Source organism: Labilibaculum antarcticum (genome assembly GCF_002356295.1).
Taxonomy (GTDB): Bacteria; Bacteroidota; Bacteroidia; order Bacteroidales; family Marinifilaceae; genus Labilibaculum; species Labilibaculum antarcticum.
In genome coordinates, this window is sequence record NZ_AP018042.1 from 3,807,468 (window position 1) to 3,832,495 (window position 25,028).

Here is a 25,028-nt window from a genome sequence, read left to right on the forward strand (position 1 = left end):
AAGTCCGCAAGCCGGGAGCCATTTAGCGAAGATTGGATTAAGAATATAAAGTTGTTTGAACAAATAGAAAGCCTGAAGGGCTTTAAGATTTCAGCCCAGGGCAACGCCCTGGGAATTGAATCATGGGTGTAAACCGTCGCACGAGCAATCGTCAATTAAAGAATGAATGTTTTTTGCGACGAAACGGAAATGAATATTAAAAAGAACCAATTACTAAAAATCAAAATAAGAAAATGATGAAGAAAAACATGCGTACCATTTTGCTTTCGGGCTTTTTGTTGTTTGCAATTGCATGTGCAACAGTGCCTATCACCGGAAGAAAACAAATGAATCTGTTTCCGGAAACAGAAATGATTGCTACCAGTTTAACTCAATACGATGCTTTTTTAAAGGAGAGCAAACTCTCCGACAACAAGGAACAAACCGCCATGGTAAAATCCTGCGGTGCCCGAATTTCTGCGGCAGTCGAAAAATTCATGACTGATAATGGTCTGAGCGATCGCATTGCAAATTTCGTTTGGGAGTTCAACTTAGTTGATGATGAAACCCCTAACGCATGGTGCATGCCAGGCGGTAAAGTGGTTTTCTATACCGGAATTTTACCCTACACACAAACCGAAACGGGTCTGGCTGTTGTGATGGGACACGAAATTGCTCACGCCATTGCCCGTCATGGTAACGAGCGAATGAGTCAGCAAATGGGTATTCAGGCTCTAGGTACAGGACTCTCAATGGCTTTAAATGAGAAGCCTGCCGAAACACAACAAATTTGGATGACTGCCTTTGGTGTTGGTGCCAATGTTGGTGTAATGCTTCCCTTCTCGCGTTCTCACGAATCCGAAGCCGATAAAATGGGTTTGATATTTATGGCTATGGCCGGATACAATCCTGCAGAAGCAATTGAATTTTGGAAACGAATGGCTGAGAGTGGAGGCGAAAAGCCACCGGAATTCTTATCGACTCACCCAGCTGATGATACTCGTGTGAAAGATCTACAGGCATACCTGCCAGAAGCAATGAAGTATTACAAGAAGTAGAACTTTTTATTGGGAAACCTTTTCTAGAATATAAAATGTGGCGTTCTCATTATAGATGAGGATGCCATATCATTAAATTAAGAAATTAGTACAATACAATGAGAATAAAACTCTTCTTGCTTTTACTATTCACTATAGTAATTACATCAAGCATTTTTGCCCAATCGGAGGAACATACACACGATCATGAACATGATGAAGAAGCTGAAGTACACCATCACGAGCATCCTGGTTCTGAGATTGGAGTAGGAAATTCTATCATTTATTTTGCCAAGGAAAAAGAATTTGCGTACGGATTTCACATTCATTACGTAAAAAGCATTCCAAATTCAAAATTGGGAATCGGATTTGGTTACGAAAGAATATTCGATGAGCACGGTCACAATACATTTGGTCCTGAATTGGTGTACCGACCAATCGAAAAATTAAGCGTAAGCTTTTCACCGGGAGTAACACTGGAAGATGAACATCCTGAAGCCAAATTTGCCGCTCACATCGAAACCTCTTACGAATTTGAATTACATGATTTTCACATTGGCCCGGCTGTCGGCTTTGCTTACGATGCGGAAGATCATCATTTTAGCATAGGTATTCATATCGGTTACGGTTTTTAATCCATACCGCTATCAGTGGTCCTTATCTCTGGCAGTAGTATTATAAAAATATTAGAGCTTCACTTTACAGTGAGGCTTTTTTAAAACCAAACAGCGTCGAAGACTTCGTATGTTTATTTTGAAGCCATATACTCTTCTCTAGGAAAGGCCTAGCTATCTATCGGAAAGGGTGAGGTTTTAATTATAAAAGAGGTAAATGTTTCGGTACGCTTTCCCTACAATAATTTATTTTTCGCTAACTACTAACTACTAACTACTAACTACTAACTGCTTTCACTTTCTCAACACTTCCTTATCTTCAAAATCCTCCGAATTCCATATTTCCTCGGGTATTGAATCATCATCTTCGGGAATAGTAATTTTAGGTTTTTTAGGCCCTTGGTTGCGATAAGCCAATGCGTAAATCATTCCAGAGAATCCACCAAACAAATGACCTTCCCACGAAACATCTTTCAGGATCGGAAACACGCCCCAGAACAGCCCGCCATAAAGGAAAACGACAATAAATGAGATTGCAATTAAACGATAATAATTTCGGATGATTCCACTGAAAAAAAGGAATGAGGCAAACGCATAAACCAATCCACTGGCACCAATGTGGTAAGCTTCTCGAGCACCAAACCAAACTAAGATGTTTGCAGTTAAGTAGCACAAAATGAATATTTTGTAGGCGAGCGGACGATAGAAATAGAAGATTCCCCAGCTTAATACCAGAAAAGGCATCGTATTAGCCATTAGATGACTAAAATCTTTATGAATGAACGGGCTGGTGAGAATTCCAATCAATCCTTTTGTGTGCAAAGGGAAAATTCCTAAATAATACAGATTCAAACCAAGTCCCCATTCGAATAGTTTAACTGCCCACATTACGAAGATGAAGGTCAAAGGAAAAATCAAACTGTGTTTCAGCTTCAATTTTTCAAAATCCTTGTCATATGGTCTCGTTTCTCTCAAAATTCAGGCCTTATTAGGTATGTGAAGTCCCTTTCGGGTTTGTGGTGTTTTCGGATGTTTTAATCCAATTCAATCTCTATTTCTTCATCGGTTTTAGGATTCGATATCTCAATCACTTTTCCATCTTTGCACTCAAGAGTACGAGCAGGGAATTTCTTTAACAAATCGTGCTGATGAGTGGCCATTACAATTGTTCTTCCATTTTTACTGATATCCATTAGCAATTCGGCCAATTCATCAGAGGTTTCAGGGTCAAGATTTCCGGTTGGCTCATCAGCCAAAATAATATCCGGAGAATTTAGTAAAGCGCGGGCGATCACTATTCTTTGCTGTTCTCCTCCCGAAAGCTCATGAGGCATTTTGTATCCTTTTTTGCCCATTTTCACTTTTTCCAACACCTCTTCAATTCTGTTGTCAATTTCCTTTTTGCTTTTCCAGCCGGTAGCCTTTAAAACAAATTCCAGGTTGTCATGAACATTACGATCGGTAAGCAACTGAAAATCCTGAAATACAATCCCAATTTTTCTTCTTAGAAAAGGAACCTGTTTTGTTTTGATGATAGGAAGATAAAAACCAGCAACAGATCCACCACCTTCTTTAATTGGTAATTCGGCATACAATGTTTTCATTAAACTCGTTTTGCCGCTACCTACTTTGCCAATGATATAAACAAATTCTCCTTTTTCAATTTCAAGGCTAACATCTGTAAGAATAATGTTATCCGCCTGACGGATAATGGCATTTTTAAGTTCAATGATAGGAGATTCGATCATGTATTTCGATTTTTTAGAATTCAAATTTTGTGCTGACATACAAATCTAAAAAATATTTCGGCAGAAGCTTTTTAATTGCGCTTTTTCTTTATCCAAAAAGCATGCAATTTTTCTTTTATTCCTCCGTTTCAGATACGGTAAGCTTACAGATTATTTATACCTTTAAAGCTGATTTTGTAAACGGAGTTTTGAGTTATGAATCAGCCGCAACAAGGCACACGTAATCAGCTTTTTTTACTTATAGAACCTACACACGCAAAGCAGTATGAGAAACAAATTTAGTTTGTGGATTTTAACTTCCCTGTTTTTTTTATGTTTGGGATTTACCGTTCAAGCCCAAAAATCATTAACTCATAAAAGCAGTAATCAAGTTTGGCAATCGGCCATGGAAATGTTCCAAAATAAAAATTATGGAGGAGCAAGGCACGAATTTGCCGATTTTGTGAATATGGAGCAGGATCGTTATTCCGATAGAGCAACAAAAGCCGATTTTTATATGGCATGGTGCTCCATTGAACTTTTTCGTCCTGAAGCAGAAAAGGAAATGAAATCCTTTATTCGAAAACACCCCGAGAGTAATTTAAAGCAATCGGCTTATTTTCAATTGGGAAGACAGCAGTATCGAAGCAAAAAATACAAGGATGCTTTGGTTTGGTTCAATCAGGTTGATACCTATGCTTTGGATCGTGATCAGCTAACAGAATATCAGTTTAAAATGGGATACTCTTATTTCAGTGAAAAGGAATATGATGAGGCCAGAAAGTACTTTTTTGATATTACAGAGGTGGCGGGAGAGTATAATGCTCCTGCAAACTATTACTATTCACACATTGCGTATCTGAATGAGAATTATCAAACGGCATTAATCGGATTCGAAAAGCTAATTAAGAATAAAACCTTTAAACCAATTGTTCCTTACTACATCACACAAATTTATTACCTGCAGGAAAAGTATGCGAAGGTAATTGAGTATGCGCCACAATTTTTAGATGATGCTACCGTAAAGCGTAGTGAGGAAATCGCAAAAATGATTGGTCTTTCGCATTATCAGTTAAAAGAATATCAAAAGGCAATTCCATTTCTGGATAAAGGAAAGACTAGTTTGACACGTGAGGATAAGTTTGCTTATGGGTATTGCCTCTACAAACAAAAGCAGTTTGATGAAGCAATTGAGCAATTCGAGAACGTTGGTGGCGAAAATGATGAACTGTTAATGGTGGCCAATTACTGCTTGGCAGATTGTTATTTGCAGTCGGGAGATAAAAACGGAGCAAAAGTTGCTTTTGCAGCAACTGCAGGAATGGATTTTGACAAGGATATGCAACAGGATGCCTTGTTCAATTTTGCCAAATTAACCTACGAGCTTTCTTATTCTCCTTTTAACGAAACCATAAAAGCCTTCGATGAATATTTGCAGAAGTATCCAAATTCTGATCGAAATGATGAGGCCTACGATTATTTGGTGAAAGTGTACATGACCAGCAAGAACTATGGCGATGCATTATTGTCGATGAATAAAATTGTAAGCAAAACGCCTGAGATTAAAAAGGCATATCAAAGAGTTTCCTGGCTTCGTGGTTTAGAATTGATGAAACAGCTTAATTATTCGGAGGCAATTGAGTCTTTTACTGCTTCATTGCAGTACCCAATATATAACTCGCAAATAGCTGCCGAGTGTATTTACTGGAAAGCTGAAGCTAATTACCGAATGGGTGAATTTAGCGAGGCTACAGCACTTTATAATGAGTTCATCGTATCACCGGGATCAGGATCTTCGGATTACTATAAGCGTGCTTACTACAATATTGCTTATGCGTATTTCGAACAGGATAAATACGATGACGCATCTGACTGGTTTCGAAAGTTTGTCAATCAATCAGATGAAAAAAGCAATTTTGTTTCGGATGCTTGTAACCGAATTGGCGACTGTTTCTTTTTGAAGAGAGATTATCGAAATGCTTCAGAATACTACAATAAATCGGTTAATGCCGGCAAGTGGGATCCTGATTATGCTTTGTATCAGCAAGCCCTTTCGGTAGGATTGCTGGGTGACTCTGCAGAGGAATCGCGTTTGCTGGAACAGATACGTAGCTCTTACACCGATTCAGAGTATTTGGATGATGCCTTGTTTGAACTAGCCAAAGCAAAAGTGAAATTAGACGATCAGGCAACAGCCGTATCTATTTATAAAGAGTTGGTCTCCAAATTTCCAACAAGTAGTTATGCGCCAAAATCATTATTGCAGTTAGGACAGCTGAATTACAATGCCAAAGAATATCAAAAAGCCATTAGTTATTACAAAGAAGTGGTTCTAAAATATCCGCAAAGCGAAGAAAAGAAAAGTGCCTTTATCGGATTAAAAAATGTGTACGTGGACATGAATAAGGTGAATGATTATTTTGCTTTTGCAGAGTCCTTCCAAGGTGGTGGAGTTATTAGGAGTTCCGAGAAAGATTCTCTTTCCTACATTTCTGCTGAACGATTATACATGTCGGGCGAAACAGAAAGAGGAACGAATGCATTGGGTGAGTATTTATCTAATTTTCCAAATGGAATGTTCCGATTGAATGCCCAGTTTTACAAAGCAAATGCAGCTCTGGATCTGGAAAAATACGATGAAGCGCTGGTCGGATTCGAACAGGTTTTGAATCAGCCCAACAATTTGTTTACTGAAAAAGCATTGTTGGCTTCATCTCAACTAAACTATCGGAATAAGAATTATTTGCAGGCGAAAGGCCAGTTTTCAAGATTAAAAGGGATGGCTGAGATTCCGGAGAATGTAAAATTGGCTAAAGTGGGTTACATGAGATCCGTTTATAGTCTTAAAGAGTATGAAAATACAATTCAGGCAGTAAGCGATGTGTTGGAGGTAGCCAAATCGAAGGAGGAGTTAATTCGAGAAGCAAGATACAAACGAGGAAAATCTTATTTGGCCTTGGGAAATACTGCATCGGCAATGAGTGACTTTAAAGTATTGTCGAAGGAGACTCAGAGTGTCGAAGGAGCTGAATCAAAATATCTATTGGCAAAAATACATTCGGAAAAAACCGAATACGATTTGGCCGAAAAAGAAATCAATTCGTTTATCGAAATGAATTCTCCGCATCATTATTGGCTGGCAGAAAGTTTTCTTTTACTTTCCGATGTATTCCTAAAAAAGGATGATGCCTTTCAGGCTAGATATACGCTGCAAAGTATTGTCGATAATTATGACGTAAAGGACGATGGAATTGTGGAGAGAGCGCAGGCTAAATTAGATATTCTGCTTGCTGCAGATAAAAAGGAAGAAGAGAAAATAACCAATAAAGAAGTAAAAATTCAGTTCGAAGGAGCCGATAGTACCGAAAGTAATAAGTTATTTAAAAATGCATCAGTAAAATCAGATTCTCTTGGCTTGGATGAGGAGAGAATCATGTTGGAGAAGATGTTGAATAGATTAGAAATAAAATAAAAAATCAATAATAAAGAATCAATGTTTAGAAAGATCATATTTACTGTTGCTATAGCTGGTTTGGCATGTTCTGTGTCAAACGCTCAGGAACAAAGAGATTTAAATAAAGAGGTTAAGGTAAAAACAGCTTACCAGCCAAAAATCAATAAATCAAAACGAATTGGTGAATTGCCTGTCGTTCAGGATACGGCAACTTTTACTCCTTCCTTTTCTTATTTTATACAAACGAAGCCTCTTACAGTTGGATTTTCGCCGGCTTTAATTCCAGCAGCTCGAATTGTTGGTGAGCCTTTAAAATCAATAAATAGTCACGTGTTAACTCTTGCCGGCGGTAATTATTCTACCCTTTTAGGGGATTATCGATTCAATAACCAGCGTTCTAAGACTACTGATTTTGGAATTCATATTCGCCACTATTCAACCAATGGGAAATTGGAATTGAAAAATGACCGAAAGGTAAAACCTGATTGGACAGAACAATTGGTTGAAGCATATGGCAGTACCTATTTAGATGAGGCTAAAGTTGCAGGAAGGGTTTATTACAAACACAAAGGATATAACTTTTTTGGTTCTCAATTAAGCGATGATCTTCCTGCAAATTATATTGATTTATTTCCATATTCTGAACAGGTTCAAAATCGTTTTGGTTTTGCTACTGACTTTAAAACCACCTTTAAAGATGAGGAAAAATTGAATTTTGGCATTGGCTTGCAATACGAGCATTTCTCGGATGATATATTTGTTACCGAGAATGATGTTTTGATTAGCGCAGAGGCTAAAATTCGTCGTGGTGATGGCTTTTGGAGTTTGCGTTCTGCTTTTGATTATTTTGCAACCGATGGATTGTATAATCTTGATCAGCTTGGTTTATCTGAAAGAAAAACCATGCTTTGGAATTTGAATCCTCAATATTCGCTTCAAACCGGTCAGTTGAATCTTAAATTGGGCGTGAATACCGTAATTGCAATCGGTGATGACTCAGAAGCAAAAATATATCCTGATATCGCTATCGATTTTGAAGCGATTGATGGCATTATGACCCTGTTTGCTGGTATCGATGGGAATTTAAATATGAATAATTACAACAATATTATTGCAGAGAATCCATTCGTTTATTCAGGTTTGGATGTAATGTCTTCCAATCAGAAATACAGATTGTTTGGTGGCTTTAAAGGGAGTCTGTCTTCTAATTCATCATTTAAATTATCTGCAGAATATAGTTCTGTTGATGATCAGTATTTCTTTGTGCAAAGAAGTGCTGGTGCTGCAAATACGGCTTACTCTGGCCCAACTTATTCAAATAAATTCGATGTGGTTTACGATGACATCAGTTTGTTTCGTTTAGGAGCAGAAGTAACCATTGGTTGGACCGATAAAATGCAATTGAATTCATCGGTTTGGTTTAACAAGTATACTCTCGATAAACAGGATGAAGCTTGGCATAAACCGGAATTTGAAATGAATGTAAATGCTACTTATGCTTTTACTTCAGAATTGGAGTTTCAGGCAGGAGTAAACTTATTAGGCGAGAGATCAATTTTGGTAGGTTCTCAGACTCAAACTATAGATGCCGTATATGATCTGAATATTGGTGCTAATTATAGTTTAAATAAGCATTTTACGGCTTTTGGTAAAATCAATAACCTATTTGCAGATAAATATTACCAGTGGGATGGATATCCTTCTCAGGGACTAAATTTTTTATTAGGTGTGAAAGTTGTATTTTAGATCAGGTTAAAAGTATTTATATAAGGATGTTCTGTTCATAGAGCATCCTTTTTTTATTTTGCTTATGTTTGTAAATTGTTTTTAGCACGCTTTTTGCTAATTTTAATACTATTATTAATTAGTAATCAAATTTAGGCTCTTGAAATTGATCAATAAATTTAAATATATACTTCTATTTACGTTCATACTTTTTATGCATGTAAGTAAGCTTAGTGCTCAAAAAGAAGAACGTTGGAAGCTTTCAGTTAATAAGGACCGTAAAGCACTTGAAATAGTAATGGATCTTGGTGCGGATGCTAAGGGAGTAATCTATTTGTTTGATATCACCAGAGATACACTTAACCTGGCTTTTGTTGCGGAAGAATCTGTTGACTGGAATACGCATGGGATTAGTGTTTGTGCGATGCCTAAGAATAAAGAAGTGCTTAAAATAAAGTTGGATGATATTGACTTGGAAAACGTTCAGGTTGTTTTTCACAAGATGTGGGAAGCAATGCCGAAAAGATTTAAGAACGTAACTACTTTATTTGAGCTTAAAGAATATGGAGTTACGGATTCGGGTCCTGAGGTCAGTAGTTTTATCATCCGGTTTAAGATGAAAAGACCCCGCCGAAGTAATTCTATACAGTTTTAAACATAAAGGAATCCATTTCTTTGGTGATTAAGCCTTTTAAAAATACTTCGTCAAAAACAATGAAAAAGCACGATTTTTCTAAATGAAACAGCCTGAAAACTCATCATTTTTACTATCTTTGTTTTACTTTTGTTTGCAGGTTCTGGAAGGAGTGTAATGTGTTGATTGTTAATGTGTTTTGTCTTTTCTTCCGTTGCTGTTTTTTATCTCTTTTTTTAGAGGAAAGCTTCCCTGAGAATAAATTAATTTTTGTACAAAAAAAATATTAGAATATAAGATCATGATTTGATCAATAATTATTTGATTATTGGTCTTATTATTTGATTGACAACTAAAGATCGGATAAATGAGTGATTCAGAAAATAAGCCAAGAGTGAAGAATGAATATTCAGCGGATAGTATTCAGGTACTGGAAGGATTGGAAGCGGTTCGGAAACGCCCTTCCATGTATATTGGTGATGTAAACGTTAAAGGTTTGCACCATTTGGTATATGAGGTGGTAGATAACTCAATTGATGAGGCCTTGGTTGGATATTGTAAAAATATCGATGTATTTATCAATGAGGACAATTCCATTACCGTTAAGGATGATGGTCGTGGTATTCCTACTGAATTGCACGTGAAAGAAAATAGATCGGCTCTTGAGGTAGTAATGACTGTTCTGCATGCTGGTGGTAAATTCGATAAGGGTTCATACAAGGTATCTGGTGGTTTGCACGGTGTTGGTGTGTCTTGTGTTAATGCATTGTCAATACTTTTAACTGCTGAAATCCATCGTGATGGGAAAGTTTATCGTCAGGAATATTCTAAAGGGAAACCTTTGGCTCCTGTCGAAACAATAGGAGAATCTGATTTGACAGGAACTTATATTACTTTTAAGCCAGATGATTCAATTTTTCTAGTTTTAGAGTATAAATACGATATTTTAGCGGCACGTTTAAGAGAACTTGCTTTTTTAAATAAAGAGATTCGATTGAATCTTACAGATAAACGGGATTTGAATGAGAATGGCGAATGCCGTTTCGAATCATTTTATTCAGAAGAAGGGTTAAAAGAGTTTGTTGAATTCCTTGATAGCACAAGGGAACGATTAATAGAGGAAACGATTCATTGTTCATACGATAAGAATGAAGTTCCTGTTGAAATAGCTCTTCAATACAATTCTTCTTATTCTGAAAATATTCACTCTTACGTGAATAATATTAATACAATCGAAGGGGGAACTCACCTTACAGGTTTCCGTCGTGGATTGACCCGAACTTTAAAAACATTTGCTGATAAATCAGGAATGTTGTCAAAATTGAAGTTTGATATTAGTGGCGATGATTTTCGTGAGGGATTAACTGCAGTTGTTTCTGTGAAAGTTGCAGAACCTCAGTTCGAAGGTCAAACCAAAACAAAATTAGGAAACTCAGAAGTAAGTCTTGCTGTTGATCAGGCCGTAAGCACAATGCTGGCTAATTATCTGGAAGAACATCCAAAAGATGCCAGAACTATTGTACAGAAGGTTATAATGGCTGCTACGGCTCGTCATGCAGCTAGAAAGGCTCGTGAATTAGTTCAGCGGAAAACTGTTTTGGGCGGGTCTGGCTTGCCAGGTAAATTATCTGATTGTTCCGATAAAGATCCTGTTAACTGTGAAGTATTCCTTGTCGAGGGTGATTCGGCGGGTGGTACTGCCAAACAAGGTCGTGATCGTAAATTTCAAGCGATTCTTCCACTAAAAGGAAAGATTTTGAATGTTGAGAAAGCCATGCAACACAAGGTTTTCGAAAGCGAAGAAATCAAGAATATATTTACAGCCTTAGGTGTTACAATAGGAACCGAAGACGATAGTAAAGCTGCTAATGTTGAAAAAATTCGTTACCACAAGATTGTTATCATGTGTGATGCGGATGTTGATGGTAGTCATATTGCAACTCTTATCATGACCTTCTTTTTCCGTTACATGAAATCATTAATCGAAAGTGGTTACTTGTATATTGCTACACCTCCTTTGTTTTTGGTTAAAAAAGGAAAGAATGAAGAATATTGTTGGAGTGAAGGTCAACGCCTACGCCTAATTGAACAATGGGGTGGTGGAAAAGAATCTGGTATGCACATTCAGCGTTACAAAGGTCTTGGAGAGATGAGTGCTGAGCAATTGTGGTCAACAACAATGAATCCAGAGGCTAGAACTTTACGTCAGGTAACCATTGAGAATGCTGCTGAGGCAGATCATACATTCTCAATGTTGATGGGAGACGATGTTCCACCAAGACGTGCCTTTATTGAAAAGAATGCAACTTATGCAAATATTGATGCCTAAGTAGTAAGATACATAATGTGAAGCCCTTGAGAATACCTCAAGGGCTTTTTTTTATGATTTCACAAGAGATGTTTTGACTCTTATTTTTGTCATGTAAGGGAAATTGAATACTTTACTAGTCGTAAATTTTAATCGTAAAAAGATGAATGTTTGTGTATTTTGTTCTTCGAGTAATTCTGTAGCTGAAAAGTATTTCCAGGAAGCTAGAAATTTAGGTTTGGCAATCGGTACTGCTGGACATAATTTGGTGTATGGAGGAACCAATATAGGGCTTATGAATCAGGTTGCCGTTTCGGTGAAAGAGGCTGGGGGCAAGGTGATTGGTGTGGTGCCAAAGTTGATTGATGACTTTGGTGTATCGGCTGATTTTTTGGATGAATTAGTTATAACTCCTGATATGGCGGAACGAAAAAAAGTTTTGCGTGAAAAGTCGGATGCATTTGTGGCTTTGCCTGGTGGTTTTGGTACTCTTGAGGAGATTTTAGAAGTGATAACTTTAAAGCAGTTGGGATATCATAATTTACCAATCGTGTTTGTTAATACGGATGGGTTTTATGATTTTTTAAAAGACCAATTCGAACTTTCTTATCAGGAGAATTTTGCCAAAGAAGATTATCGGAATTATTATGAGTTTGTAAATAATTATGATGACGTTATGGCTTATGTTCTTAACTATAAAAAAGTACAATTAAAAACGAAGTGGGATTAGTTTTTTGAAATCAATTTTTCAATAGAATCCAGTAGTTTACAAGTTTTAATTGGTTTTATTAAATAGTCGTCGCAACCAGCTGCCATTACTTTTTGTTTGTATTCTTTTTGAAAGAAAGCTGTTTGCCCAATAATCGGAATTCTCGAGTAGAGAGATTTGATTTCTTTCATTGCATCATAGCCATTCATAACCGGCATTTGTATGTCCATTAGAATAAGATCGATTGTATTTGATTGACACATTGTTATTGCTTCGCGTCCATTTTTGGCCCATAGAATATCAGCCTGGGTTTTTGCAAGGCTTGCTTTAAAGAAGGTGAAATTGTTTTTCTCATCATCTACAACAAGAATACTTTTTCCTGTCCAGTTGTGGTCTTGTTTTTCAACAACTTCTATTTTTTCAATTTTAGATTTGTCCGTATTGTATGGGAGAGTTATGAAAAAACAAGTTCCTACATTCTCCTCCGATTCAACTCTAATATTTCCGCCAAGTATTTCGGCTAATCGGTTCGATATTGTTAAGCCTAAACCAGTACCGCTGTACTGCCTTGTATCCGAACCATCCATTTGTCTAAAGCTTTTAAAAATATGATCTATGGATTGATTGGAGATTCCAATTCCTGTGTCTTTTACAAAGAATTCAATTTTGTTTTGATCAATAAGATGGTAGCCTAGTTCGATAAAACCTTCATTGGTAAATTTGATGGCGTTGTCAATTATGTTGGATAATAATTGTTCTAATCTTCGAGGATCAGTATAAATTATTGAGTCTTCGTCGCTTAAAGCCTTTTGTATTCTCAAGATTAAGTGAGCCTTGTTATTTTTGTTTTTAAGAGCGTAAAATTTTTCATATAATTCGGATAGTAAAATATTAACAGGGGTGTGACAAAGTGCAAGATTGATTTGTTTGCATTCTATTTTTGATAGATCAATTATGTCGTTAATGAGTTGCAGTAAACTATCCCCGCTTTGTTTTATTAGTGCTCCGTATTCTCGTCTTTCGTTTTCGTCTATTTGCTGAGATGTCATAATTTCAGTAAATCCAAGAATATGATTCATTGGAGTTCTAATTTCATGTGACATATTTGTCAGGAAGGCTGATTTTAATTTATCAGATTCTTCGGCTTTGTTTTTCGCTTCGGTTAGGTGCTTTTCATATACTTTTCTTTCTGTAATGTTTCTGTATATTCCAAATATTGCAATTTGCTTGCCTCCAACTTCAATTGGGTTCCCCATAATAGAAACATCAATTAATCTACCATCTTTGCATTTTCGCATCGTCTCAATTTCTACAAGCTGCCCTTTAGCTGTAAGGTAATTCAGACTATTAGCCTCTCCTTGTTTTGTTTCATCAGCAAGTAAGCTATCTATAACAACTCCTTTAAGATCTTCTTTTGTGTAGCCAAAAAGAGAGGTGAATTGTTTGTTAATTTTTATTCCCTTACTCTCATTATCTGTTATTGCGATTGCTTCCGGCGAATTTTCGAAAAGTTGTTCAAAATAGGCAGTCTCAATACTGAGTTGGTGTTCGATCCGTTTTCGTCTTATAACCATTGCGTTAGCGTGCTCACCTAGAATTTTAAACTCTTTGAAATGAAGTTTAGATACATCAATTAAGTGTGAATCGGTCGCGGCATTCCTGTAAAATTGGGTTAGAATCTCTAGCCCTGATTTACTGATTTCAACAACAAATCGGGTGAAAATAATAATGATGAAGAGTGTCAATAAAAATACCAAGCCTGCCTTGATAAAATACTCAATCAGATTTGCTTTTAACTCATTCCTTTTATTTTTAATTGATTCTGTAAGTTTGTCAATATGAACACCACTGCCGATAACCCATTGCCAGTCCTTATACGATTTTGCAAACATTAGCTTTGTTGAATCATGATTAAAAGGATCAAGATATCTGACGAAGCCTCCATTTTTGTCTGTTCCTCGGGTAATTATCTCCTGCACAACTTTTACACCCTCTTTGTCTTCTTCATTCCAGAGATTCTGTCCAACAAGCTCCTTTCGTGTATGAGCTAAGCAAGTTCCATCAAAACTAAATACTGCAATTGAGAAGCTTTCATCAAATCTCATGTCTGTAATTTTATTGAGGATCTTCTCTTGAATTCCCAGACGATAATTTTCGACATATTGTGTGCAACCGATATACCAATTGTAGGGTTTGAATATCTTTACAAAAGATATTTTGGGATGGATTTTTTGTCCTTTATCTTCTTGCCAAGAGTAGTTTGAGTAGCCTTCCCCTTGAGTCTTCGCAATTTTGATTTCATTTTTAATAATCGGAATTCCAAAAACATCTTTTAAAATTAGTTTGTTTTGTCCTTCCCAGTTTAGATTTTCAGGATCCATTTGCACAACTCCAGTCAAGCTGTTTATATAGAAAAAGCCACTTCCATCATTAAAACGAACGGAGCGTAAAGCGTTAATGATTAGTTCTTTTATTCGGCTTTCCGATAGGTCGTTTTTACAACTGTTGTATATGTTTGTTGCAATTGAGTGTGCTTCATGAACTCGGCTGTTTATGTCTTTCTTTAGTGCATTTCTTGTTTGCTCTCTTTCGTTTTCAATATAATTAATAAGAGTTTGCGTTTCGTGTTGCAGGGTTTTTTCTTGCATCCTGAAAAAGTCGGACTTAATTTGTTGAGACTCTTTATTGAATTTTTGCCTTTCTTGCTGCACCCAAAAAATTCCAAGAATTGATATCAAGAGCAGAGAAGTAGAGAGAAGTGAAACCAAAAAGACTTTGGAAATACTCTTGTCTTCAAAAATTTTAGCAAGAATGAATTTCATATTGAGCTGAAAAGGGAGTTTGATTGTTAGGTTGTGATAGTTCCTGTGAAAACATGTGTTGCAGGCCCTACCAACCAAATGTTTTCGATTTGTGTGTCGTTTGTTTTTCTGAAATGTACTTCCAGATGGCCGCCTTTAGTTTTAATCTTAAATTGGTTTCTGCCAGTTTTAAAACTGGCACTTATGGCCGATGCAACAACTCCTGTTCCGCAAGAATATGTTTCATCTTCAACACCTCGTTCGTAGGTGCTTACTGTAATGTCTTGATCCTGAAATGAGACAAAGTTTACATTTGTTCCTTCCTCCGCAAATCTATTATTGTATCGAATCTTTTTCCCTTCGGTAAATGTGTCGAAATTATCATGTTTGGATATGAATCGAACAAAATGAGGTGAGCCTGTATTTAAAAAATAAAAATCGTCACCCAATTCAACATCTAAAACATCAATCATTTTAAGACTAACCTGAACTCCATTCTCAGTCTTAATGATTTTTGCTTCATGTTCGCCGTCAACAGCAATGAATTTGGCAGTTTCCGAAATAAGTCCTAGGTGATAGGCAAAAGCAACAATGCATCGTCCTCCATTTCCGCACATACTTCCTTCTTTTCCATCTGAATTGTAGTATCTCATCCGAAAGTCGAATCCTGAGGCATTATCCAGTAACATTAGTCCATCTCCACCAACACCAAATCTTCTGTCGCAAAGTTTTTTGATTAATGTAAAGTTATTAGCATCAATTATGTTATTACGATTATCTATTAAAACAAAATCGTTCCCAGTTCCCTGATATTTTGAAAATTCAACTTTCATTTTTAAATCTTGTTAAGAAGTGTTAAATACCAATAATTTATGAACACTTGTTAAGTAATATCGTTAAAATTGTCGTATAAATGTAAGAATCGTATCGGTAGCGGCTCTTTCGCCACTCAAGAAACTCAAAATAATTCGATCAATAAAATAAATTGATTTTTATTTTGATCGTAAAGGCAACATTCGATATTTATTTTTGTTGTATAATAAGAAAACAATCCTGTTTCAATTTTAAGCAGGCATATTAGGGGTATTAATTAATAAAGTTTTTTCAGATGAAAGTGAAATTGTTTTTGGGAAAATTAGCAATTGCTGTCTTAGGCGGTACAATTGCCATTTTATTATTTGTGTTATTTGTTGATAAAAAAGAGCGGATTATTTCGGTTCCGGAAGCTCGAACGACACAGCTTGCGAATCATTCTTTTGCAAGTGTTGCTCAGGTGGATTTAACTTATGCGGCTGAAAGGTCGGTGAAGTCAGTGGTTCATGTGAAAACACTTTATTCAAATGAGGAGTATCAATCCAATCCTTTTTACGATTTTTTGTTTGGCGAAAATGGGAGACAACAACAGCCAAAGGCCATTTTGGGATCTGGTTCAGGAGTGATCATTTCGGAAGATGGATACATTGTAACTAATAATCATGTTGTTCAAGGCTCTAATCTCATAAATGTTGTACTCTATGATAAAAGAGAATACGAAGGTAAATTGGTAGGGCATGATCCGTATACCGATTTGGCCTTAATTAAAATTGATGAAAAGGATCTTCCGAAAATGGATTTTGGAAATTCGGATGCTATAAAGCTTGGTGAATGGGTATTGGCCGTTGGTAATCCCTTTAATCTCACTTCGACCGTTACGGCGGGTATTATAAGTGCAAAAGCAAGAACCTTGGGTTTAACTGGCAACAGAATGAGCATTGAGTCTTTCTTGCAAACGGATGCTGCCGTTAATCCTGGAAATAGTGGAGGTGCTCTGGTTGATGCGAAAGGTCAGTTAATTGGAATTAACACTGCCATTGAATCAAGAACGGGCTCCTATTCGGGTTACTCTTTTGCAATTCCTGTAACTATAGTTGAAAAAGTAATCGGGGATTTGAAAAAATACGGTGAAGTTCAAAGAGCATTTATTGGAGTTTCTATTCGAACTGTAGATGCTAATTTAGCGGATGAATATAAAATTGATAAAATTGAGGGAGTGTATGTTGCCGATCTAAATGAAAATGGTGCCGCAGAAGAATCAGGAATAAAAAAAGGAGATATAATATTGAATATTGATGGGCAAGTTGTAAATTCTAGTTCTGAACTTCAAGAACAGGTAAGTAAGTTTCATCCAGGCGACAAAATTAGTGTTTTAATAAAAAGAGACAAGGAAAGGAAACAAATTGATGTAATCTTACGTAATAAACTAGGAAATACCAATGTTATAAAGTCAAAAGATCTAGCTTTTCTTGGAGCAGAATTTGAGCCTATATCAACGAAGGAGAAGTATCGTCTCCAAATAAACAGAGGGGTTAGGATAAAGAGTTTGCGCAGTGGAAAGTTTAAAGACGAGGACATTAAAGAGGGTTTTATTATTTATAAAATTAATGAGACCCCAATTTCCAATGTAGATGATATTAAAGATGCGCTTCAGAGTGTGAAAGATGGAGGAGTTTTTATTTCAGGAATTTATCCTGATGGAAGCGTAAAGTACTATGCCTTTTCTTTAATTAATAAAGATTAGGAAAATAAGTGGGAAATTAATAATAATCCGAATAAAAGAGCAATTAATTTTGACTTTAAGTATTAAAAAGGCTAATTTTGCAAAATATTTCGATGAAAAGGGACTATGAGACAATTAAAGATAACCAAATCAATTACCAATCGTGAAAGTGCTTCTTTAGACAAGTATTTACAGGAAATTGGTAAAGAAGATCTTATTACGGTAGAGGAAGAAGTTGAATTGGCGCAGCGAATAAAAAAAGGCGACCAAAAAGCTTTGGAAAAATTAACCCGAGCCAACTTACGCTTTGTTGTTTCTGTTGCAAAACAGTATCAAAATCAAGGTTTAAGTCTACCTGATCTTATTAATGAGGGTAATTTAGGTCTGATTAAAGCAGCTGAAAAGTTTGATGAGACACGAGGATTCAAATTCATCTCGTATGCCGTTTGGTGGATCCGTCAATCTATTCTACAAGCTTTAGCAGAACAATCAAGAATTGTTCGTTTGCCATTGAATCAAGTTGGTTCTTTGAATAAAATTAACAAAGCTTTTTCTAAATTCGAACAAGAGCACGAAAGAAAGCCTTCTCCTGAGGAGTTAGCTGAATCTTTAGAGTTACCTGCTGATAAAGTAGCAGATACGCTTCGTGTTTCTGGTCGTCACATTTCTGTTGATGCTCCATTTGTTGATGGTGAGGATAACAGTTTATTGGATGTATTGGTGAATGATGATTCTCCAATTGCAGACAGAAATCTTTTGAATGAATCTCTTACAAAAGAAATTGATCGTGCACTAGCTACTCTTACTGAAAGAGAGAGTGACATTATCAAACTTTTCTTTGGTATCGGTATTCAGGAAATGACTTTGGAAGAAATTGGCGAGAAATTTGGGTTAACACGTGAGCGTGTTCGCCAGATTAAAGAAAAAGCGATTCGTCGTTTACGTCACACATCCAGAAGTAAATTATTGAAAACTTATTTGGGATAGTAAATCTCATTACGATAATTAAAAAGCAGTTTCGAAAGAAACTGCTTTTTTTTATTTTTTTTCTTCCAGCTGTTTCTGGAGTTTGTACATTTCATCGCGATATTGCGCTGCTTGCAAGAAGTCCATTTCCTTTGCAGCTTTTTGCATGGCTTTCTTTGTTTGCTCGATTGTTTTTTCTAAGCTGCTTTTGCTCATGTACTGAACAACAGGGTCTGCAGCAATTTCAATTGAATCAGGTCCGGAATAAGCCACGCTTTCTTTGTCTTTTCCATGATTCATCATGCTTGCTTTCGATCGGGTAATTTGGGTTGGAGTAATGTTGTTTTTAATATTGTAGGCCAATTGTTTTTCTCTTCTATGATCGGTGGCATCCATTGTTTCCTGCATCGATCGGGTAATTTTATCTGCATACATGATCACTTTTCCGTTAATATTACGGGCGGCTCTTCCTGAAGTTTGAGTTAGCGATCTTGTAGATCGTAAAAATCCTTCCTTATCGGCATCTAAAATTGCAACGAGTGACACTTCCGGAAGATCCAATCCTTCACGCAAAAGGTTAACACCGACAAGAACATCGAAAACACCATTTCTTAAATCTTCCATGATCTTCACACGATCCAAAGTCGTAACATCGGAATGGATGTATCGACAACGAATATTTAAGTTGGTGAAATACTCTGATAATTCTTCCGCCATTCTTTTGGTCAGCGTGGTTACCAATACTCTTTCGTTAATTACAGTTCGTTGATGAATTTCAGCAATTAAATCATCTATTTGATTCAGGCTAGGACGAATACTGATCTGAGGATCAAGCAGACCTGTTGGTCTAATTACTTGCTCGACCACAACGCCTTCGCATTTTTCCAATTCGTAATCGGCCGGTGTTGCACTTACGTAGATTGTTTGTTTTGCGATCTGTTCAAATTCTTCAAATTTTAAGGGGCGATTATCCAGTGCCGAAGGCAATCTAAATCCGTATTCAACCAAGTTGATTTTTCTGGAGTGATCACCACCATACATGGCTTTAACCTGCGAAAGGGTAACGTGACTCTCATCAACTACAACAAGAAAATCATCAGGAAAATAATCCATTAGGCAGAAGGGGCGAGTTCCCGCAACTCTTCCATCAAAGTATCGCGAGTAATTTTCGATTCCCGAACAATGTCCTAATTCTCGGATCATTTCTAAATCGAAATTTACTTTTTCTTCTATTCTTTTTGCTTCTAAATGCTTTCCAATATCTTTTAAAAAAGCAACTTGTGCTACCATGTCATCCTGAATTTGGTGAATGGCTTGCTGCACGCGGTCTTTGCTGGTAACAAATATGTTTGCAGGATAGATGGTGATTCTGTCGTAGGAATCCAGTTTTGATCCATTAAGAGGATCGAATGAGTAAATTTCTTCAATCTCATCGTCCCAAAAGATCATCCGGTAGGCAAAATCAGCGTAAGCAGGATAGATATCAATCGTATCTCCTTTTACTCTAAAATTTCCACGCTGAAACTCTATTTCATTTCTTGAATACAAGGCATCAACAAAGGAGAGAAGAAGTTTGTTGCGTGAAATTAATTGCCCTTTTTTAATTTCGGTAACATTAGCATGAAAATCTTCGGGGTTTCCAATGCCGTAAATGCAGGAAACGGATGAAACTACAATTACATCTTTTCTTCCTGATAAAAGAGCCGAGGAAGCACTTAGTCGGAGTTTTTCAATTTCATCATTAATAGATAAATCTTTTTCGATATAAGTACCAGTTGCCGGCAAATAGGCTTCTGGTTGGTAGTAATCGTAGTAGGAAACGAAATATTCGACTGCATTATTTGGGAAAAATGTTTTGAATTCGCCATATAATTGTGCTGCAAGAGTTTTATTGTGACTTAAAACTAGGGTAGGACGTTGTACCTGCTCAATTACATTGGCAATGGTAAATGTTTTACCAGAACCGGTAACTCCAAGCAGAGTTTGAAAAGGAGCTCCATCATTTAAGCCATTACACAATTCTTTAATCGCGTTTGGCTGATCTCCTGTTGGTTTAAATTTCGATTCAATTTTAAATTTCATGCAACACTTTTGAATGGTTCTTAGTCTAATTTGCAAAAGTATAGAAACTATACAAAGCAAGGTAGTTTTATCGTAAAAATCTATTGTTTTTCGAGTTTATTGATAGAAAAACAGCTGATTACCGTATTGGTGACCAGCTGTTTTTTTAGGGGTTTAATTTTCTTAACGGCTTAACTGAAAGTAGACTGGGAAATGATCGCTATAACCACCAAAGTATCTTGGTCCGGCATAAGAGCGACTAGGAAGAGATAATCCATCCGGGTTTTTGTAACAAATCCATTCTTCAGTGAATATTCTTCCAGATTTGTGGTTTGTGTGAATGCCATCTGTATTGCTAATAAGGCTGTTGGAAACAATTAGATTGTCGAGCATGTTCCAATTCCCTTTGTAGTTATAAGTACCTTTGCCTTCCAGCTTTAAATCATACATTAGATTGTAAAGAGCTTTTGGATTTGAGGTGTTGGTATTATTTGTTGCAGCTAAAGCTTCTTCAGCAGATTTATTGTTAGGTTCATCGTTAAAATCACCCATGATGATGATTTTAGCTTTTGGATTCTTTTCTTGTAATTTATTTACAGCCAATTTTAATTGTTCCGCAACAAACACACGGTTCTTTTCCGATTTCTCCATTCCGCCAATTCTCGAAGGCCAATGGTTAACAAATATATTCAAGGTATCCGCAGCCCCCAAAATTCCTTGAACGTATAAGATGTCACGTGTTTTAAAGTTTGGTTCATTTGGAAAGTGAATTCCTATGGTATTGTGATTTAAGTATTTGAATTCGTTTTTCTTATACAATAAGGCACAATCGATTCCTCTTGCATCCGGACTGTCCGTATGTGCAATGCCATACTCAGCATCTTTCAATTTGTCTTGACCGATTAGAGCATCCAATACGGAGCGATTTTCAATTTCGCACAGACCAATAATTGCAGGGAAACTATTTTTGTTGATAGAAGACAATACAGAAGAAAGGTTTGTCAACTTTTTTTGATAGCGTTCCGCTGTGTATTCTAATTTTCCTTCAGGGGTAAAATCGTCATCCCTGGTATCTGGATCATTAATGGTGTCAAATAAATTTTCAACATTGTAAAAAGCAATTGTGTACTCTTTTTTTTCCTGTGAACAAGAAAAGGCAATGAGAGCCACCATAAGAAAGAATAGTAATTTTTTCAACATGTAATAATTTTAATTGATTCTAATAAAAAGGAGTCACATCAGTTACCTTCATGCCAGCAGCTTTTGCCGCTTGAAATCCCAATGTTGCATCTTCGAACACTTGACAATTTTCAGGTGAAATCCCCATTAATTCAGCACATTTTAAAAATGTTTCTGGTTCTGGTTTGTGATTTACCACATCATCGGCACTCACCAGAATGGGAATGTACTTGTCTAAACCTAAAATTTGTAATGTTTCAGCTGCAATGTTGCGTTTTCCGCCGGTTCCTACTGCCATTGGTATTTTACCATGGTATTTGTATACCAAGTCGGTAACGGCAGTAATCTCTTTGATTTTGTGCATTTCCTTCGCAAAAAATTCTTCTTTTATATCAGAGAATTTTTGTGGATCAATAGTACGGTTGTTTTTCTCGTTTAGTAAATCGATAATTTTAGATGATGGCATTCCTGCACAGCTCTTTAAAAAATCGAGACTAAATTCTAAGTTCATGATTTCGGCTGTTTTTGCCCAAGCGTCATAGTGCAAAGGCATGGTGTCAGCTAATGTTCCATCTAAATCAAAAATAAATGCTTTAGTGGTTGGAAATATATCTATGGTCTTCATGGTTTTTGTTTTAATTACCTATTTTTAAGTATATTATTTTCTGATGTTCGTGATTGTGCAAATTTACCTTAGATTACTTAGAAAGGGATGCCTAAAGTATTAAATTAATTTTAATTAATTGCATTGCGTTTTTATTAATTATAGATTCGGGAAGATATGCTATATGGTCTGAATAACAGCCTGTTAAATTGCGTTTCGTTTGGATGTTCCGTTAAATTTATTTAAATTTCCATTGTTTTAACAACTTTTTATTTAATTAGTCGTTATTACAACTGTTTGATTGATGTGAAAATTAAAAATCAGTATATGAAGATTATAGCTAGAAGTTTAGTTCTACTATTTGTGTTGGTGAGTTTTACTGTGAGTGCTAAAAATAATTCTGCGGTTACAAAAAGAGCAAATCTAATTACATCCTGGATGGAGAAGAAATTGGATTTATCTGCTGATCAGATTTCTAAGGTAGAGATTCTAAATTTGAAGTACGAAAATGAGATAGAAAATCTAACATTAGAAAAAGAAGGCTTTCCTTGCATGCAGGCAGTGCGTGATAGTTTGAAACGAAAGGAAGTTGAGATGAGAGATGTTCTTTCTGAGAAACAGTTGGCGAGCTACATTGAATGTAAATGTGAGTTGAAGGAAGAACTTAAACGAAACTGTAAAGAATTGAAATAATTAATTTATAAATAATAGGATCCCAATCGATTAAGGTTGGGATTTTTTTTGTCTGAAATTTTAAATGAGATAAAAAGATAAAAAAATCTGAATTATTTTAGTGTTTGTAACATCCGTTACACTTTTTGCAATTCTCCTGTCGCATCTTTGTGGTATTGAAAGAGGGAATCGGATTTCTTTTTAGAAATTATTTAGTTGCTCCCTTCACAATATCGTAACTTGAATAATCAAATATCAATAATACTAAAAAATATAATTATGGCTATGTTTTGTTATCAGTGCCAAGAGGCAGCAAAAGGAACTGGATGCACAGTTAAAGGTGTTTGCGGAAAAACCGATGAGGTTGCAAATATTCAAGATTTACTAATGTACGTGATGAAAGGTATTTCAGTTTTCAGTACTAAAGCTCGTGAAGCTGGTGTTGAGAATGATAAGGTAAATAACTTTATCATGACTGGATTGTTCATGACTATTACTAACGCCAACTTTGACAAAGTGAAATTTGTTGCAGCTATTCGCGAAGGTCTTAAATTACGCGAAGAAATTAAAACTCAGGCTGAAGCGGCAGGTGTTACTTTTGAAAACCTTCATCATTCTGCAACATGGTTTGCTGATAAAGAGAATGATTTTGATGCAAAAGCCCGTGTGATTGGTGTTTTATCTACAGAAAACGAAGATGTTCGCTCTCTAAGAGAATTGACAATTTATGGGTTGAAAGGATTTGCCGCTTACGTTGAGCACGCTTTCAATTTAGGTCTTGAGAAAGCTGAAATGTATGCATTTATGCAGAAAGCTTTAGAAGCAACTACTGATGATACATTATCTGTTGACCAATTGGTTGCTTTAGTTATGGAATGTGGTGCTAATGGTGTTACTGCTATGGCTGTTCTTGATGAGGCAAATACAACTGCTTACGGTAATCCTGAAATTACTGAAGTAAATATCGGAGTAAGCGATAAGCCAGGCATCTTGATTTCGGGTCATGACTTGAAAGATATGGAGCAATTGTTGAAGCAAACTGAAGGAACTGGTGTTGATGTTTACACTCACTCTGAAATGTTGCCAGCTAACTACTATCCAGCATTTAAAAAATACAAGCACTTTATAGGTAACTACGGAAATGCATGGTGGAAGCAAAACGAAGAGTTTGAAACTTTCAACGGACCTATCTTGTTTACAACCAACTGTATTGTTCCTCCTAAAGCAACATCTACATACCAAGATAAAGTATATACTACAGGAGCTTCTGGTTTTCCAGGATTCAAGCACATTACTGCTGATGAAAATGGAATTAAAGATTTCTCTGAGATTGTTGCTGTAGCGAAGAAGTGTGCTGCACCAATTGAGATTGAAAAAGGAACTATTGTAGGTGGTTTTGCACACAATCAAGTTATGCAATTGGCTGACAAAGTTGTTGATGCTGTAAAATCAGGAGCTATTCGTAAGTTCTTTGTAATGGCAGGTTGCGACGGTCGTATGAAAGGTCGTGATTATTATACTGAATTTGCAGCAGCTTTACCAAAAGATACTGTAATCTTAACTGCAGGTTGTGCTAAGTACCGTTACAACAAATTAGAGTTAGGTGATATCGGAGGAATTCCAAGAGTATTGGATGCAGGTCAGTGTAACGATTCATATTCATTGGCTGTTATCGCATTGAAATTGAAGGAAGTATTTGAACTAAACGATATCAATGATCTACCAATTGCATACAATATTGCATGGTACGAGCAAAAAGCAGTTATCGTATTGTTAGCTCTTCTTTCATTAGGGGTTAAGAACATTCACTTAGGACCAACATTGCCAGCTTTCCTTTCTCCAAATGTAGCTAAAGTGTTAATTGATACTTTCGGAATTGCTGGAATTGGTACTGTTGACGAAGACATGAAAATGTTTTTAAACTAAGATTAAGTCTGAAATTTTAAAAAGCGTTTCGTGTGTGATGAATGATAGAGGTGAATTGTAATCGGAGCGTTTTTTTTAAGGGTTTGTTATATAATA

Annotated in this window: 18 protein-coding genes; 11 read left to right on the forward strand and 7 right to left on the reverse strand. The window is 36.2% G+C overall.

Annotated elements, in window-relative coordinates; translation table 11 throughout:
- Positions 1–233: 233 nt before the first annotated feature.
- Together ALGA_RS15005 and ALGA_RS15010 are read left to right on the forward strand one after the other, a co-directional pair.
- A complete protein-coding gene (locus ALGA_RS15005) occupies positions 234–1,037 on the forward strand; it encodes a M48 family metallopeptidase (RefSeq protein WP_231705975.1) in 804 nt (267 codons plus the stop codon).
- 98 nt (positions 1,038–1,135) lie between these two features.
- Positions 1,136–1,651: a hypothetical protein gene (locus tag ALGA_RS15010; RefSeq protein WP_096430420.1), complete on the forward strand. Its 516-nt coding sequence runs from the start codon at positions 1,136–1,138 to the stop codon at positions 1,649–1,651.
- Between the two features lie 273 nt (positions 1,652–1,924).
- On the opposite strand, the gene ALGA_RS15015 is transcribed toward ALGA_RS15010, so the two are convergent.
- Both ALGA_RS15015 and ALGA_RS15020 read right to left on the reverse strand, forming a co-directional pair.
- The gene (locus ALGA_RS15015; protein ID WP_231705977.1) at positions 1,925–2,605 is read right to left on the reverse strand and encodes a rhomboid family intramembrane serine protease; all 681 of its coding nucleotides are present in this window, start codon (positions 2,603–2,605) and stop codon (positions 1,925–1,927) included.
- A gap of 59 nt (positions 2,606–2,664) precedes the next feature.
- Positions 2,665–3,378, reverse strand: coding sequence for a cell division ATP-binding protein FtsE (locus ALGA_RS15020; protein ID WP_096433675.1), 714 nt, complete (start codon positions 3,376–3,378; stop codon positions 2,665–2,667).
- A gap of 265 nt (positions 3,379–3,643) precedes the next feature.
- On the opposite strand from ALGA_RS15020, the gene ALGA_RS15025 reads away from it, so the two are divergent.
- The 5 genes from ALGA_RS15025 (at position 3,644) to ALGA_RS15045 (ending at position 12,208) form a co-directional block, all read left to right on the forward strand.
- Complete coding sequence (locus tag ALGA_RS15025) at positions 3,644–6,829, forward strand: tetratricopeptide repeat protein (RefSeq protein WP_096430423.1); 3,186 nt, start codon at positions 3,644–3,646, stop codon at positions 6,827–6,829.
- Positions 6,830–6,850: 21 nt separating this feature from the next.
- A complete protein-coding gene (locus ALGA_RS15030) occupies positions 6,851–8,557 on the forward strand; it encodes a TonB-dependent receptor (protein WP_096430426.1) in 1,707 nt (568 codons plus the stop codon).
- 193 nt (positions 8,558–8,750) lie between these two features.
- The gene (locus tag ALGA_RS15035; RefSeq protein WP_096430429.1) at positions 8,751–9,191 is read left to right on the forward strand and encodes a hypothetical protein; all 441 of its coding nucleotides are present in this window, start codon (positions 8,751–8,753) and stop codon (positions 9,189–9,191) included.
- Between the two features lie 346 nt (positions 9,192–9,537).
- On the forward strand, positions 9,538–11,499 hold the full coding sequence (gene gyrB / locus ALGA_RS15040; RefSeq protein ID WP_096430431.1) for a DNA topoisomerase (ATP-hydrolyzing) subunit B: 1,962 nt from the start codon (positions 9,538–9,540) through the stop codon (positions 11,497–11,499).
- A gap of 142 nt (positions 11,500–11,641) precedes the next feature.
- Positions 11,642–12,208 carry an LOG family protein gene (locus tag ALGA_RS15045; RefSeq protein WP_096430433.1) on the forward strand — a complete coding sequence of 189 codons (567 nt, stop codon included), beginning with the start codon at positions 11,642–11,644 and terminating at the stop codon, positions 12,206–12,208.
- Here the strand turns inward: ALGA_RS15045 and ALGA_RS15050 are convergent.
- Together ALGA_RS15050 and dapF are read right to left on the reverse strand one after the other, a co-directional pair.
- Positions 12,205–15,009, reverse strand: coding sequence for a cache domain-containing protein (locus ALGA_RS15050; protein ID WP_096430436.1), 2,805 nt, complete (start codon positions 15,007–15,009; stop codon positions 12,205–12,207). The two genes, ALGA_RS15045 and ALGA_RS15050, sit on opposite strands and share 4 nt — an antisense overlap.
- Positions 15,010–15,035: 26 nt before the next feature.
- On the reverse strand, positions 15,036–15,821 hold the full coding sequence (gene dapF / locus ALGA_RS15055; RefSeq protein ID WP_096430439.1) for a diaminopimelate epimerase: 786 nt from the start codon (positions 15,819–15,821) through the stop codon (positions 15,036–15,038).
- A 275-nt stretch (positions 15,822–16,096) separates the two neighbouring features.
- Between dapF and ALGA_RS15060 the strand changes: the two genes are divergently transcribed.
- Positions 16,097–17,545: a Do family serine endopeptidase gene (locus ALGA_RS15060; protein WP_096430442.1), complete on the forward strand. Its 1,449-nt coding sequence runs from the start codon at positions 16,097–16,099 to the stop codon at positions 17,543–17,545.
- A 105-nt stretch (positions 17,546–17,650) separates the two neighbouring features.
- Positions 17,651–18,511, forward strand: coding sequence for a sigma-70 family RNA polymerase sigma factor (locus ALGA_RS15065; RefSeq protein WP_096430445.1), 861 nt, complete (start codon positions 17,651–17,653; stop codon positions 18,509–18,511).
- 51 nt (positions 18,512–18,562) lie between these two features.
- Here the strand turns inward: ALGA_RS15065 and uvrB are convergent, their stop codons facing one another.
- From uvrB to ALGA_RS15080, 3 genes are all read right to left on the reverse strand, one after another.
- Positions 18,563–20,572, reverse strand: a complete 2,010-nt coding sequence (uvrB, locus tag ALGA_RS15070) for an excinuclease ABC subunit UvrB (RefSeq protein ID WP_096430447.1) — start codon at positions 20,570–20,572, stop codon at positions 18,563–18,565.
- 162 nt (positions 20,573–20,734) lie between these two features.
- The gene (locus ALGA_RS15075) at positions 20,735–21,751 is read right to left on the reverse strand and encodes an endonuclease/exonuclease/phosphatase family protein (RefSeq protein ID WP_096430449.1); all 1,017 of its coding nucleotides are present in this window, start codon (positions 21,749–21,751) and stop codon (positions 20,735–20,737) included.
- A gap of 19 nt (positions 21,752–21,770) precedes the next feature.
- A complete protein-coding gene (locus tag ALGA_RS15080) occupies positions 21,771–22,355 on the reverse strand; it encodes an HAD family hydrolase (protein WP_096430452.1) in 585 nt (194 codons plus the stop codon).
- A 306-nt stretch (positions 22,356–22,661) separates the two neighbouring features.
- Here ALGA_RS15080 and ALGA_RS15085 point away from each other — a divergent pair, with 306 nt between their 5' ends.
- Both ALGA_RS15085 and hcp read left to right on the forward strand, forming a co-directional pair.
- A complete protein-coding gene (locus tag ALGA_RS15085) occupies positions 22,662–23,027 on the forward strand; it encodes a hypothetical protein (RefSeq protein ID WP_096430455.1) in 366 nt (121 codons plus the stop codon).
- 258 nt (positions 23,028–23,285) lie between these two features.
- Positions 23,286–24,932, forward strand: coding sequence for a hydroxylamine reductase (gene hcp, locus ALGA_RS15090; RefSeq protein ID WP_096430458.1), 1,647 nt, complete (start codon positions 23,286–23,288; stop codon positions 24,930–24,932).
- Positions 24,933–25,028 lie beyond the last annotated feature (96 nt).

Bases quoted from the DNA above. Each gene is read 5' to 3' on its own strand.
- ALGA_RS15060 (WP_096430442.1), top strand. From the start codon at position 16,097: ATGAAAGTGAAATTGTTTTTGGGAAAATTAGCAATTGCTGTCTTAGGC.
- ALGA_RS15035 (WP_096430429.1), top strand. From the start codon at position 8,751: ATGCATGTAAGTAAGCTTAGTGCTCAAAAAGAAGAACGTTGGAAGCTT.
- ALGA_RS15005 (WP_231705975.1), top strand. From the start codon at position 234: ATGATGAAGAAAAACATGCGTACCATTTTGCTTTCGGGCTTTTTGTTG.
- uvrB (WP_096430447.1), bottom strand. From the start codon at position 20,572: ATGAAATTTAAAATTGAATCGAAATTTAAACCAACAGGAGATCAGCCA.
- ALGA_RS15075 (WP_096430449.1), bottom strand. From the start codon at position 21,751: ATGTTGAAAAAATTACTATTCTTTCTTATGGTGGCTCTCATTGCCTTT.
- ALGA_RS15050 (WP_096430436.1), bottom strand. From the start codon at position 15,009: ATGAAATTCATTCTTGCTAAAATTTTTGAAGACAAGAGTATTTCCAAA.
- ALGA_RS15085 (WP_096430455.1), top strand. From the start codon at position 22,662: ATGAAGATTATAGCTAGAAGTTTAGTTCTACTATTTGTGTTGGTGAGT.
- ALGA_RS15025 (WP_096430423.1), top strand. From the start codon at position 3,644: ATGAGAAACAAATTTAGTTTGTGGATTTTAACTTCCCTGTTTTTTTTA.
- ALGA_RS15020 (WP_096433675.1), bottom strand. From the start codon at position 3,378: ATGATCGAATCTCCTATCATTGAACTTAAAAATGCCATTATCCGTCAG.
- gyrB (WP_096430431.1), top strand. From the start codon at position 9,538: ATGAGTGATTCAGAAAATAAGCCAAGAGTGAAGAATGAATATTCAGCG.
- dapF (WP_096430439.1), bottom strand. From the start codon at position 15,821: ATGAAAGTTGAATTTTCAAAATATCAGGGAACTGGGAACGATTTTGTT.
- ALGA_RS15010 (WP_096430420.1), top strand. From the start codon at position 1,136: ATGAGAATAAAACTCTTCTTGCTTTTACTATTCACTATAGTAATTACA.
- hcp (WP_096430458.1), top strand. From the start codon at position 23,286: ATGGCTATGTTTTGTTATCAGTGCCAAGAGGCAGCAAAAGGAACTGGA.
- ALGA_RS15045 (WP_096430433.1), top strand. From the start codon at position 11,642: ATGAATGTTTGTGTATTTTGTTCTTCGAGTAATTCTGTAGCTGAAAAG.
- ALGA_RS15030 (WP_096430426.1), top strand. From the start codon at position 6,851: ATGTTTAGAAAGATCATATTTACTGTTGCTATAGCTGGTTTGGCATGT.
- ALGA_RS15065 (WP_096430445.1), top strand. From the start codon at position 17,651: ATGAGACAATTAAAGATAACCAAATCAATTACCAATCGTGAAAGTGCT.
- ALGA_RS15080 (WP_096430452.1), bottom strand. From the start codon at position 22,355: ATGAAGACCATAGATATATTTCCAACCACTAAAGCATTTATTTTTGAT.